This is a genomic window from Croceibacter atlanticus HTCC2559 (assembly GCF_000196315.1).
Taxonomy (GTDB): Bacteria; Bacteroidota; Bacteroidia; order Flavobacteriales; family Flavobacteriaceae; genus Croceibacter; species Croceibacter atlanticus.
Genome location: NC_014230.1, coordinates 217,343 through 231,269, shown reverse-complemented (window position 1 = coordinate 231,269; position 13,927 = coordinate 217,343). Strand labels below are relative to the sequence as shown.

The 13,927-nt window shown below is 33.2% G+C and carries 12 protein-coding genes; 7 read left to right on the top strand and 5 right to left on the bottom strand.

Features of this window, described 5'->3' with window-relative positions:
* Window positions 1-72 precede the first annotated feature (72 nt).
* Window positions 73-525, bottom strand: coding sequence for an SRPBCC family protein (locus tag CA2559_RS00980; protein WP_013185963.1), 453 nt, complete (start codon window positions 523-525; stop codon window positions 73-75).
* Window positions 526-677: 152 nt separating this feature from the next.
* Between CA2559_RS00980 and CA2559_RS00975 the strand changes: the two genes are divergently transcribed.
* The 7 genes from CA2559_RS00975 to CA2559_RS00945 all read left to right on the top strand — a co-directional run bounded on the left by CA2559_RS00975 (window position 678) and on the right by CA2559_RS00945 (window position 10,021).
* Window positions 678-2,636: a peptidylprolyl isomerase gene (locus CA2559_RS00975; RefSeq protein WP_013185962.1), complete on the top strand. Its 1,959-nt coding sequence runs from the start codon at window positions 678-680 to the stop codon at window positions 2,634-2,636.
* Entirely contained in the window at window positions 2,626-3,501 is an 876-nt protein-coding gene (locus tag CA2559_RS00970; protein ID WP_013185961.1) for a hypothetical protein, read from the top strand. The genes CA2559_RS00975 and CA2559_RS00970 overlap by 11 nt, the downstream gene beginning before the upstream one ends.
* Entirely contained in the window at window positions 3,464-4,954 is a 1,491-nt protein-coding gene (locus CA2559_RS00965) for a peptidylprolyl isomerase (protein WP_013185960.1), read from the top strand. Before CA2559_RS00970 ends, CA2559_RS00965 begins: the two co-directional genes overlap by 38 nt.
* Window positions 4,955-4,957: 3 nt before the next feature.
* Window positions 4,958-5,911 carry an AAA family ATPase gene (locus CA2559_RS00960; protein ID WP_013185959.1) on the top strand — a complete coding sequence of 318 codons (954 nt, stop codon included), beginning with the start codon at window positions 4,958-4,960 and terminating at the stop codon, window positions 5,909-5,911.
* Between the two features lie 245 nt (window positions 5,912-6,156).
* Complete coding sequence (locus tag CA2559_RS00955) at window positions 6,157-8,424, top strand: aconitate hydratase (RefSeq protein WP_013185958.1); 2,268 nt, start codon at window positions 6,157-6,159, stop codon at window positions 8,422-8,424.
* Between the two features lie 297 nt (window positions 8,425-8,721).
* Complete coding sequence (locus CA2559_RS00950; protein WP_041240841.1) at window positions 8,722-9,450, top strand: XRE family transcriptional regulator; 729 nt, start codon at window positions 8,722-8,724, stop codon at window positions 9,448-9,450.
* Between the two features lies 1 nt (window position 9,451).
* Window positions 9,452-10,021: a TlpA family protein disulfide reductase gene (locus CA2559_RS00945; RefSeq protein WP_013185956.1), complete on the top strand. Its 570-nt coding sequence runs from the start codon at window positions 9,452-9,454 to the stop codon at window positions 10,019-10,021.
* Here the strand turns inward: CA2559_RS00945 and CA2559_RS00940 are convergent.
* The 4 genes from CA2559_RS00940 to CA2559_RS00925 are packed head-to-tail and all read right to left on the bottom strand — an operon-like array spanning window position 10,004 to window position 13,926.
* Window positions 10,004-11,155, bottom strand: coding sequence for a lycopene cyclase family protein (locus CA2559_RS00940; RefSeq protein ID WP_013185955.1), 1,152 nt, complete (start codon window positions 11,153-11,155; stop codon window positions 10,004-10,006). The two genes, CA2559_RS00945 and CA2559_RS00940, sit on opposite strands and share 18 nt — an antisense overlap.
* Before the next feature lie 9 nt (window positions 11,156-11,164).
* Window positions 11,165-11,617 carry a sterol desaturase family protein gene (locus CA2559_RS00935; protein ID WP_013185954.1) on the bottom strand — a complete coding sequence of 151 codons (453 nt, stop codon included), beginning with the start codon at window positions 11,615-11,617 and terminating at the stop codon, window positions 11,165-11,167.
* Window positions 11,618-11,619: 2 nt separating this feature from the next.
* Entirely contained in the window at window positions 11,620-12,459 is an 840-nt protein-coding gene (locus tag CA2559_RS00930) for a phytoene/squalene synthase family protein (RefSeq protein ID WP_013185953.1), read from the bottom strand.
* Window positions 12,460-13,926, bottom strand: coding sequence for a phytoene desaturase family protein (locus CA2559_RS00925; protein ID WP_013185952.1), 1,467 nt, complete (start codon window positions 13,924-13,926; stop codon window positions 12,460-12,462).
* Window position 13,927 lies beyond the last annotated feature (1 nt).

Genomic DNA, 13,927 nt, shown 5'->3' with positions numbered 1-13,927 from the left:
TGTTTGTTTTGATAACGTTTAGAGTGTTTCAAATAATATGCCGCTAACAAAGTTTAGTTTTAGCACACAAAATTAATCTAATACACTTTTATTGTCTTCTGCAAAGGCTTTAAAATCTTTCATATATTTTAAAGATTGTTTTTTAAATGCGCCTGGCATAAGAAACCCCATAATTTTCATCATTAAGTTGTTAAAACGGAACTCAGATTCAGATGTCCACTTAGTATGCCCGTTAGAAGTAATTTCAAAACGATTTGTTTGAATATTATAAACGCCTTTGGTGTCATAAGATGTAATGAGCAAATCAGGAAGATCGTTTTTAATAATAGTTTCAATCATTGTAAGTTCCCGTTTTCCCATTTTATAGTCTAGTTGCATTTTGGCGCCTTCTGCACCAAAATCACCACTAAGCTGTTTGTAGTGTATAAGTCCTCTTTGCCAATGCTTCATGTTCTCAGCATTATCAAATATGGAGATGGTTTTTTCTCGTGGCAATTCTATAATTATTTGAGAGCTATATTTCATGTAGTTTTTAGTTTATTGTGCACTAATATAATGTAGAATAATGATTAGAGCAACCATATACGTTATGGAGTGTAATTTCGTTATAACAAAAGAGTTGAAAACCGCTTGAGTTTATTATTTTTGCGGACATTGCTTAAATTAAACACGCATTTATGAAATTATATCGGTTCTTATTTGTGTTTTGCTTACTTATTGCGGGCAACACAATTGCGCAAGAATTAGATAAACAGATAATAATGACTTTAGATGGTGAGCCAGTTTACGCATCTGATTTTGTTAGGGTTTATCAAAAAAATTTAGATTTAGTTCAAGATGAGTCTCAAAAGGATGTCGATGAATATTTAAAGCTTTTTATAGATTATAGGTTAAAACTACGTGAAGCCTATGAGCAAGGATTAGATACTACACTTAAGTTTCAACGAGAGTTTAAAACATACAGAAACCAGTTTGCACGTAACTTCTTAACAGATAATAATGTTTCAGAAGCATTAGTTCAAGAAGCTTATGATCGTACTGTAAATGAAGTTAACGCCAGTCATATATTAATAAGAGTAAATCAAAATGCTACGCCAGAAGATACATTAAAAGCATATTCTAAGATTAAAGATATTAGAGAGAAAGCTGTAAATGGTAGGTCTTTTGAAACTTTAGCAAAAACTTATTCTGAAGATCCTTCTGCTAAGAAAAATGGAGGTGAACTAGGATGGTTTACTGCTCTTAAGATGGTTTACGCCTTTGAAGAGCAAGCGTATACAGTTCCAGTTGGAGATGTGTCTGAACCTTTTAGAACAAGATTTGGCTATCATATCTTAAAAGTTAATGATAGAAGAGCATCTGCTGGTGAAGTTGAAGTTGCCCATATAATGGTATCGCCAAAACCTAAAGACACCGTTTTTAATCCAAAAGACAGGATTGAAGAATTGTATTTAAAAGTAAAGCAAGGAGAAGACTTTGGTGTGCTTGCTAAACAATTTAGTGATGATAGGAATTCAGCTAGGCGAGAAGGAAAATTAGATAGATTTGGTAGTGGAAAGCTAAATTCTGAAGTTTTTGAGAAAAAAGCATTTTCATTAACAAAAGCAGGACAAGTTACAGAGCCGTTCGAAACTCAATACGGCTGGCATATTATAAAACTTATTGATAGGTTTCCTATTCCTAGTTTTAACGAGATGCGTGGAGAATTAGAGAAAAAAGTAACAAAAGACTCTAGAGCAAACTTAATTAGTGATGCTTTGGTTGCTGGCTTAAAGGATCATTATTCTATTGGTGATTTTTCTGAAGCTAAATCTTTCTTTAGCGCTTATGTCACTAAAGACGTAAAAGATGGAAATTGGGCTATTTCAGATAACAGCACATTAGATCAACCATTATTTAAATTAAGAGATTCTGTATTTAAGTATAGAGATTTCGCAAAATTCATTTATAATAAACAGGTAAATAAAGGCTTAAGTGGCGATAAAAATACTGCTATAAACAATTGGTTAAAAGAATATGTAGATGGTAAGGTGTTGGCCTATCACCGTGATCATTTGGAACAGGAAGATAAAGAGTTCTCTAATATTGTTTCAGAATATAGAGATGGTCTTTTGTTGTTCGATCTTATGGAAATGAACATTTGGAATAAAGCAAAAAAAGACACTTTAGGATTAAAAACTTATTACGAGACTAACAAACAAAATTACCTTTGGGATAAACGCGTAAACGTTACTATGGCTAAGGTTAATAATAAAACAGACGCCAAAAAAGTTAGAAATTTAATGAAGAAAGGTGTTTCTGAAGTTGATGTTAAATCACAAATTAATAGTGATGAATCTATGACCACCTTATTTTCTAATGGTACGTTTAATGTAGAAGATGAGGTATTGCCTAAAAAATTAAAAATTAAGCAAGGTATTTCTAAAGTGTATGAAGAAGACAATTATTACACTGTAGTAAACATTAAAGATGTGTTACCTGCTGGTCCTAAAACTTTTAAAGAAGCTAAAGGAACTATTGTAAGTGACTATCAAGATTATTTAGAGAAAAACTGGATTGCGGCATTAAGAACAAAATATTCTGTAAATATTAATGATGATACAGTAAACCTTATAAAAACAAAGCTTGAAGACTAAATTAAATTACATACTAGCTATTTTTTGCGGTGTATTTTTACTGCAAAGTTGTGATTATTTTAATTTTGACTTTGGCCCTGAAGATGAGCGTGAAGTCGTGGCGCGTGTAAACAAAAGCTTTTTGTATAGAGAAGACATTTCTAATCTAACAACCGCAACAACATCTAAAGAAGATAGCACTGTAATTGTAAATAATTATATAGACCGTTGGGCAACTCAGCAGCTTTTAATAGACAGAGCAAAACTTAATTTGAATTTAGAGCGCCAGAAAAAATTTGATAAGTTGGTAGATGATTATAAGAATCAACTTTACACCAAGGCTTATACAGATGCAATGGTGGTAAAGAAAATAGATTCTGTTATTACAGAAAATCAAGTTAAAGAATATTTTGAGGCTAATAGTACAGCTTTTAGTCTAAATGAAACATTATATAAACTAAGATATGTAAGGCTGCCAGATGGTTCATCATCTATAAATCAAGTAAAGCGAGAAATAGCAAGATTTAATAGTGAAGACAAACAATCTTTAATGAATAGTGTTGTGGAGTATCCTCAATACAACCTTAATGATTCAATTTGGAGAGAATCCAGACAACTTTTAGAGGATTTGCCAGTGTTAAAAGAAGCGCAACCATGGCAATTAAACACTGCAGATAGATATGTGCAACTTAAAGATTCTCTTGGCGTCTATTTAATATATATTAAGGATATTAAAGAACGTGGAGAACAAGCACCACTATCTTATATAAAACCAACGGTTGAGCAGATTATACTTAACAAGAGGAAACAAGAATTGATAAAAAACTTAAGAACAGATATAACGAAGGATGCAATTAAAAATAATGAATTTGAGATTTTCAACTAAATATTTAACTGTGGCAGCACTAATAGGCGCTACAGTATCACTAACTGCTCAGGAAACAACATCAGATAGTACAGCGGTACAGACTAAGCAAGTTATAGTTACAGAATCTAGCACAGCTGTTACAGAAACAGCCGCAGTTCAAGACACTGTAAAAAAGCCCTTCAAGAAATTTAAGGTAGATGGCGTAGCTGCAGTAGTTGGAGAGTACGTAGTTTTAGATAGTGATATAGATAAGGCATATATAGAGCTAAAAAGTCAAGGTATTTCTGTTCAGGATATAACACGCTGCAATTTAACAGGGAAACTTCTGGAAGATAAGCTTTATGCACACCACGCCGTAATAGATAGTATTATGGTAAATGATGCTGAGGTAAATGCTTACGTAGATCAGCAAATAGATTATATGAAACGTCAATTAGGAACAATGGAAAAGGTTCTTAATTTTTATCAAAAAGATAATGAAGGCGAATTTAGAGCAGAGCTTTTTGAGATTAATAAGCAAAATAAGTTAGCTGGAGAAATGCAACGCTCAATTGTAGATGGTATTGAGATTACACCTGAAGAAGTAAGAGAATACTTTAACGGTATCCCTAAAGAAGACAGGCCCTTGTTTGGAGACGAAATTGAAATCGCTCAAATTATAATTCAGCCAGAAATACCACAAGCAGAACGCCAACGCGTTATAGATCGTCTAAATGAAATGCGTAGAGATGTATTAGATAATGGAGCAAGTTTTGCTACCAAAGCGGTATTGTATTCACAAGATACAGGATCTAGAGCTAATGGTGGTCAATACTCTTTAACACGTAAAGACCCATTTGTAAAAGAATTTAAAGATGCTGCTTTTAGTTTACAAGAAGGTGAAATTAGTGAGCCTTTCGAAACAGAATTTGGATTTCATATCCTTATGGTCGATAAGATAAGAGGACAAACTGTAGATGTAAGACAAGTACTTTTAGTACCAGATACAACACCAGAAAGTGTAAACGCTGCCAGAAAACAAATAGACAGTTTAAAAACTGAAATTAATAAAGGAACTATTACTTTTGAAGATGCTGCAGTTCAATTCTCAACAGAAGAAGAGACAAAGCAAGATGGCGGACAGTTAATTAATCCTGCAACTGGAGATACAAGATTTGAACTTACAAAGATTGATCCTACAATTTACAACCAAGTGGTTAATCTTGATGAAAATGAAATTTCTCCTATTTTAACTGAAGAAGATAGAGTAGGCCGTAAGAAATTTAAGATAATGACAGTTACAGATAGGTATGAAGAGCACATTGCAGATTATGCGCAAGATTACTTGAAAATTAAAGAACTAGCACTTAAGGAAAAACAATTAAAGGCCATTGAAGCTTGGCAAGAAGAAAAAATTGACGATACTTACATTAAAATAAATGGCGATTACAGAAATTGTGATTTTGCTAGTGACTGGTTAAAACAAAATTAAAATATGTCAGACGTTTCAGCTGTTAAACACCTCGTTGAAAAACATACCCAACTAAAAAAAGAAATAGCAAAAGTTATTGTTGGTCAAGAACAAGTCATCGAGGAAATATTAATTTCTATATTTTCTGGAGGGCACGCGCTTCTTGTTGGTGTTCCAGGTTTAGCTAAAACGTTAATGGTAAATACCATTTCTCAAGCCCTTGGTTTAGATTTTAAGCGTATTCAGTTTACGCCAGACCTTATGCCAAGTGATATTTTAGGATCTGAAATTTTAGATAAAAACAGAGAATTTAAGTTTTTAAAAGGACCAGTATTCTCTAATATCATACTTGCAGATGAAATTAACAGAACGCCTCCTAAAACACAAGCAGCACTTTTGGAAGCAATGCAAGAGCGTTCTGTAACAGTTGCAGGAACCAATTACCCTTTAAGCTTGCCTTATTTTGTATTGGCAACTCAAAACCCGATTGAGCAAGAAGGTACTTACCCTTTACCAGAAGCACAGTTAGACCGTTTCATGTTCTCTATAAATTTAGATTACCCAAGTTTTCAGGAAGAGGTAGATGTTGTAAAGGCAACTACTGGAGACCATAAAGCAACAGTTAACCCTTTATTTACGGCACAAGAAATTATAGATTTTCAACAACTTATAAGGCGCATACCTGTAGCTGATAATGTTATAGAGTATGCAGTTAAAATTGTTGGAAAAACACGTCCTAAATCTTCAGAAGCCTCTAATCTTGTACAAGAGTTTGTAGATTGGGGTGCAGGACCAAGAGCTTCCCAAAACTTAATTTTAGCTGCAAAGACACACGCAGCCACTAGAGGGAAATATTCTCCAGATATTGAAGACGTACAAGCAGTTGCAACAGGTATTCTTAGGCATAGAATGATAAGAAACTACAAAGCAGAAGCAGAAGGCATATCTATAGAGCAGATTATAAAAGACTTATTTTAGGAAACTAACTGTTTGTTATTCTTTATCTATACTTTAATGATATATAAAGAATTAGGGTAAAATTCTGAAGACCTTAATAATATGTCAAATATTCAATACATCCTTAAGTTAGGTTATAATAAATCTGTAATTTCATAATAAGTCTTTATGAAAATTAGATAAATTGCAATACTGGCATTAAACTTTTAAATGTCTTTGTATTTCCGTATTTTCGCAAGACTTCAAAAAATAAACACACTCACACTATGGCATTCGATATTGACATGATAAAAAAGGTCTATGACCAAATGACGGAACGTGTAGATAAAGCACGTGAGGTTGTTGGTAAGCCCTTAACACTTTCAGAAAAAATACTTTACAGTCACCTTTGGGACGGTAATGCAACTCAAGCATTTACTAGATCTAAAGATTATGTAGACTTTGCACCAGACCGTATAGCTTGTCAAGATGCTACAGCGCAAATGGCGCTTTTGCAATTCATGCAAGCTGGAAAACCTAATGTGGCAGTGCCTACTACAGTACATTGTGATCACCTTATACAGGCAAAGCAAGGAGCTAAAGCAGATTTAAAACGAGCTAACGAAACAAGTAATGAGGTTTTTGATTTTCTTGAATCTGTATCTAAAAAATATGGTATTGGCTTCTGGAAACCAGGTGCAGGTATTATTCACCAAGTAGTATTAGAAAATTATGCATTTCCTGGAGGAATGATGATTGGTACAGACTCTCACACAGTTAACGCTGGTGGTTTAGGAATGGTAGCTATTGGTGTTGGTGGTGCAGATGCTGTCGATGTTATGGCTGGTATGCCTTGGGAACTTAAGTTTCCAAAACTTATAGGTGTAAAGCTAACCGGGAAACTTAATGGTTGGACAGCTGCTAAAGATGTTATCTTAAAGGTTGCTGGTATTCTTACCGTAAAAGGAGGAACAGGCGCAATTATTGAATACTTTGGGCCAGGCGCAAAATCTATGAGCTGTACTGGTAAAGGAACTATTTGTAATATGGGTGCAGAAGTTGGTGCAACAACATCAACATTTGGTTATGACGAATCTATGGAGCGTTTCCTTAGAGCGACAGACAGAAGTGATGTGGCAGATGCTGCTAACGCTGTTAAAGATTACCTTACTGCAGATCCTGAAGTTTATGAAACTCCAGAAGATTATTTTGATGAGGTAATCGAAATAAATCTTGACGAGTTACGTCCTCACCTAAACGGACCTTTTACTCCAGATTTAGCGACACCTGTTTCAGAAATGAAAGACAAGGCTAAAAAGAACGACTGGCCAATTAAAGTAGATTGGGGTCTTATAGGATCTTGTACAAACTCATCTTATGAAGATTTAACTAGAGCTGCATCTATAGCTAAACAAGCTGTAGATAAGAAGATAGTAGCAAAGTCTGACTTTGGTATTAATCCAGGTTCAGAGCAAATACGTTACACAGCAGAGCGTGATGGTATTCTTAAGATATTTGAAGACCTTAATGCAACAATCTTTACAAATGCCTGTGGACCTTGTATTGGGCAATGGGATCGTAGTGATTTAAAAGGCGATGAAAAGAATACTATAGTGCACTCTTTTAATAGAAACTTCTCTAAAAGAGCAGATGGTAACCCTAATACACATGCCTTTGTAGGATCTCCAGAAATGGTGGCTGCAATTGCAATCTCAGGACGTTTAGATTTTGATCCACTTAACGATACGCTTCTAAATGAAGATGGTGAAGAGGTAAAATTAGATGTACCTAGCGGTATAGAACTGCCTCCAAAAGGTTTTGATGTAGAAGATGCAGGTTATGTAGAGCCAGTTTCAGATGGTAGCGATGTAGATGTAAAAGTTGCTGAAGATAGTGAGCGTTTACAACTATTAACACCTTTTGAGCCTTGGGATGGTAAAAACTTAACAGACGCTAAATTGCTAATTAAAGCATTTGGAAAATGTACTACAGACCATATTAGTATGGCTGGTCCTTGGTTACGTTATAGAGGTCACTTAGATAATATTTCTAATAACTGCCTTATCGGAGCTGTAAATGCTTACAACAAGCAAACAAACTTTGTGAAAGACCAATTAACCGGAGAGTATGATGCCGTGCCTAAAGTACAGCGTCATTACAAGGAAAAGGGTATACCAACAGTTGTTGTAGGAGATCATAACTATGGTGAAGGTTCTTCTAGAGAGCACGCTGCAATGGAGCCAAGACACCTTGGTGTGAAAGTAGTATTGGTAAAATCTTTTGCAAGAATTCATGAAACAAACCTTAAGAAACAAGGTATGTTAGGAATCACTTTTGCAAATGAAGCTGACTATGATTTAATACAAGAAGATGATACGTTCAACTTTATAGATTTAGAAGATTTTGCACCAGATAAGCAATTAACTATCGAGATAGTTCACGAAGATGGTAGCAAGGATACAATTAAAGCAAATCACACTTACAACCTTCCACAAATTGAATGGTATAAAGAAGGATCTGCATTAAATCTTATAAAAAAACAGAACAGGTCTTAAGCCCTTTGGTTTAATATATTTTATAAAAGGCTGAACGTTAATCGTTCAGCCTTTTATGTTTTTGCCTCGAAATGTTAAAATTTAACAAAAAATATATCTTAAATTATTCTTAAACTATCATACGCTATAACTCCTTTTGTCATCAATGTGCTAAATATTAACGATTAAATGTTTATTAATAATTTATTGCACTAAAAATTGGTTTAAATAGTTTATATAGGTCATCTCATTATGTTAATGTGCAATCATAAACTACTGCTTATCCCTAAATTTGTTATTCACTAACTTAATGCTCTCATGATGATGACATCAATAGGTCAAAGAATAAAATCATTACGTAAGGAAAAAAAATACTCACAACAATTTATTGCAGAAAAACTTAACATTTCACAAAGTGCTTACTCTTTAATTGAAAGTGCACACAATAATGTTATGATAGGTCATGTGCTTACACTTTCAAAGTTATATGATGTTAGTACAGATTTTATACTCAAAGGAGAAACTAACCTTATTCATATGAATATTGAAAATGGTTTTATTCCTTTTATAAATGTTGAGGCTGTTGCAGGTAATTTAAATGAACTGCAAGGAGCACATTCACAAAGTGAATATGACAGATATAGAATCCCAGGATTTAAATCTTCATCTAATCACCTATTATTTGAAGTAGAAGGTGATAGTATGACACCAACATTTTACCCAAATGATATCTTAATTTGTGAAGCTCAACATTCTATTTCAGATGTTGCAGATAATTCATTAGTTGTAATAGGGACAGAAAAAGGTCTCCTTACTAAGCGCGTAAAGAAAGAATACGGCTATTGCTACTTAGAAAGTGATAATAAACACTATAGCCCGATAAAAATAGAGAACGAAGAAATTAAAGCAATTCTTTCAATAAAAGGTAAGGTTACAAGCAAAGTTAATACTAACACAAAAGTAGAAACAGATAAGTTTGAACATATGGAATCTAACCTTAAGCAGTTAGAATATCAAATTGAAAGACTTTCCCAGCAAATAAAGTAGATTGAAAACAATATTTAAATTCTTAAAAAAGCAATGGCAAAATGTGTTGTTGCTTTTTTTTATTGTGTTACTCTTAATACCGCAAACCAGATTTAAGATTCAGGTGTTTGCACAACAGTTATTAGCTTTTTCACCAAGTATTGAAGAGACTTCGAAAGAAGTTAATTTATCTAATTGGGAGATAGTTGATGCCAATGGTATGGTGTTAAGGGTAGAGCATATAAACAAACCTTTAGTGGTTAATTTCTGGGCTACTTGGTGTCCGCCTTGTGTGGCAGAAATGCCAAGTTTTCAAAATGTTTATAATGACTACAAGGACGATGTGGTATTTGTGTTTTTATCTAATGAGGATGTCAAAACTACCAAAGCCTTTGCAGAAAAACACAACTATACATTGCCATTTTATACAAGTACAAATAGCTTGCCTGAAGCTTTTAACAGTGATCAACTACCAACCACTTATGTGTTAGATGCTAAAGACAACCTAATTATAAACCATACAGGTAGTGCTAATTGGAATAGTAAAAAGTTTAGAAGTACTTTAGATGAGCTTCTATCTAAACCTGAATAGTGTTTTAAAAAATGCTTTAACAAACTTAAATGATCTTAAGCTCCACACTATTTTTAAATCTTCATTAAAGGAAGTTTCTTCATCTAAAAACTTTAATGCTATTGCCATTTCATTCTTGCTGTAAAAATCTTGAAAGAGTTTAGGGCCGTAACTGTTATCATCTTTTAAGACTTTAAGGAAAATAACATCAAACAACTCAAATTTGTTGTTGTATAACCCATTAGTGGGATGACTGCCAGTTTTAATGTTCTCAATAATTCTCTTCGATTTCTTTTCAGACATTTTAAATGAATAACCACTTGAGCCTTTAACCCAACCACCAGCAGTTCCAATTTTGGTAATGGCATCTGTATGGTGTTTTTTAAACTTGTAATCTGTCATAGGAATAATACCTTTTTCAGATTCAATTATAGTATATTCTGTAATAGATAAGGTATTAGAAATATAGGTTTTTAAGTGCGAATCATAAATATGGTCTTCAACTAAACTTGGTGAGAAGAACGTGTATTCAATAAGAGCTTTAGTAGGCGTAATAGGCAAAACATACATAAAACTAGTGGTGTTCTTGTAGGTTAACCTATAATCCATCATTGTTAAGACTTCAGGATTAAATGTCGGTTTTTTTGTACTTATAGTACATCCCTTAAAGTGTTGTAAAAGAGTAGTAGCAGTTTTGTCTTTTTCGAAATCTTCAGTAACCCTACTATCAAAGACGTGCTTGGCTTGAAACGAATTAGTATTGCAGGTTACAGTGACTATGTTGTCTTCATTAACATATTGTACGTCATCTTTAAAAAACTGAATAGTATTGGAAGCTTCAATCTCACTTAAAACAAAATTGTAAAAATCCAACGATTTTACCATCTTGTACGTATAAGGCAGTAAGGGCACATTTATTTTTTTAGATGTACCATAAACTAATGCGCTAGTCCAAGATTTTGTTAGAATAGAATCCCAATTTCCCTTACCTTTTTCCCAAAAGCAATACGTTTTGTCGTTTTTAGATTTAGAAGATTTATCAATTATAGCTATTGAAAAATCTTTAAAAAAAGGATCATTAAGAAACGAATGAGCTAAATGAAGACCAGATAAACCTGCACCAATAATGATGAAATCAAAAGACTTGGTGCTCATACAATTTACTTATGATCTATTAAAATACTTAAGTGGTGGAAATAACATACCAAAACATTCACCCTTTTCTTTCCCTAAGTGTTTGTGATGTATTTTGTGGGCGCGTCTTATACCTTTTGCATACCAGTTATTGGCATTTCTAAAAAGTTTAAATCTCTGATGTATAAAGATGTCATGAACCATAAAATAAGCCACACCATATGCAAATATACCAAGACCTATGGGAAGACCTATCCAAACGTTATAAAAGCTCCAAGATACAAAACAACCAATACTTACTAGTGCGTAAAAAATAAAGAAGAAATCGTTTCGCTCCCACCAACTGTTATGATCTTTATGATGGTGATCTTTATGTAGTTTCCATAAAAATCCGTGCATTACATATTTATGGGTAAACCAGGCCATAAATTCCATTATGCAGAAAGTGAGTAGAAATACTAAAATCCAAATAAGGATATCCATATCTATAATAAATTTAATCTGCAGGTTACGTAAGATTTTGCCATTAATCCTGCTTTTTCATAATTAGGTACTCGTATGCGTTTATTGCGGATCTCTAGAGATGGTGTTTTCTTTAATTTGTGCAGTAACCTCAAATAATACACATAAGCTGTATAAACGCCTAATTTTGCTTCTACAGGTAACCTTTGTATGCCATTCAGACCAGCTTTAAAATCTAATTCAATTTCTTCAATAATCCTTTTCTTACTATTCTCGTCTAATTTTTGAAGGTTTGTATTGGGAAAATAACTTCTATTTAAATCTTCTAGATCTGCTTTAAGATCTCTCAGGAAATTTACTTTTTGAAAAGCAGAGCCTAATTTCATGGCGTCTTCCTTAAGGTCATCAAATTTTTGTTGATCTCCTTTTACAAATACTTTTAAGCACATTAAGCCTACAACATCTGCACTGCCGTAAATATAATCTTCATATTCTTCTTTTGTAAGGTACTTAGATTTATAAAGGTCTAACCTCATGCTTCTTAAAAAAGACATGTAGAATTCTTCTTCTATATTAAATTTATGAACTGTTTCCTGAAACGAATTTAATATAGGGTTTAAGCTAATTTTATCTCTTACAGCTTTTTTTAAATCTTCCTCAAAATCGTTTAATAAAGTTTCTTTATCATAATTGTGAAAAGAGTCTACAATCTCATCAGCAAATCTTACAAAGCCGTATACATTATAAACATCTTGTCTTATAGACGGTGCTAATAATTTTGAAGCTAATGAAAATGAAGTGCTATAAGAGTTTGTAACTGCTTTGCTACAATCTCTAGAAACGGTGTCAAAAATAGATTTCATTTAATTCTTGTTGTGTTTTTGTATAAGGCCAGCAACTAATTTTCCAGAAATTAGGGATGGTGGCACACCTGGTCCAGGAACAGATAACTGTCCTGTAAAATACAGATTTTTTACAGTCTTACTTTTTAATTTAGGTCTTAAAAATGCGGTTTGAAATAATGTATTTGCCAAACCATATGCGTTGCCTTTATAAGAGTTATAATCTTCAATAAAATTATTGAGACAATAGGTCTCTTTAAATATAACGTTTTTTTGAACTGTTTGGTTGGTTAAATTTTCAAAACGAGTCATTATTTTTTTAAAATAAGTTTCTCTAATAGCTTCAGTGTCTTCAATTCCAGGCGCTAATGGAATTAAAAAAATTCCGGCTTCCTTACCTTTAGGAGCTACACTTGAGTCTGTTTTGGAAGGAAAACTTGCATAAAATAAAGGATTTTCCGGCCATTGAGGATCATCATAAATAGCTTTTGAGTGCTCCTCGAAATCTACATCAAAAAATAAAGTGTGATGCTCTACATTTATTATAGGGGTATCAAAACCGATATAAAATAGTAATGCTGAAGGCGCAAAGGTTTTTTTGCTCCAATATGTTTCAGAATATTGTCTTAGTTTTAAAGGTAGTAAAGTTTCTGTATGATGATAATCTGCACCACTTAAAACAATATCTGCAGTAATTGTGTCGCCATTTACAACAAGTCCTGTTGCCGAGTTATTTTGAACTAAGATTTCCTCTACGTTTGCATTAGTGTTAATATTAACTCCTAGAGACTCTGCTAAAGTTTTCATGCCTAAGACAACTTGATACATACCACCTTTGGGATGCCAAGTACCTAAACCAAAGTCTGCATAATTCATAAAGCTATAAAATGCAGGAGTATTGCTTGGTTTAGCTCCTAAAAAAAGCACAGGAAACTCAAGTATTTGGATTAATTTTTCATTATTGAATTGTTTTCTAACATCTTTAGAAATAGTGCTAAAAAAAGCGCCTATTTTTTTAATGGTTTCAGGTGTTATTAATTCTAGAGGAGAAACACCTGGCCTGTAAACTAAATCTTTTATGGCAATATCATAATTTGATTTAGCTTTGGTTATAAATTTTTCTAATTGTTTTGAGCTGCCTTTTTCTTCAGCCTCAAATGCAGCGTATATTTTAGTTAATGTGTCTTCTATTAAAATAGACTCAGTTTCAGAGAAAACGACTTTATATGCAGGTGAAAGCTTTTCTAAGGTATAATAGTCTGATGGTTTTTTATCGAAATCGTTAAAAAATCGCTCAAACACATCTGGCATCCAATACCAAGTTGGGCCTATATCAAAAGTAAAACCGTCTTTTTTATACTGTCGTGCTCGGCCTCCAACGGTGTCATTTTTTTCGTAAATGGTAACTTGGTGACCTTCTTTTGCTAAGTATGAAGCACTTGCTAATGCAGAAAAACCACTGCCTATAATTGCTATTCTTTTCTTCAAA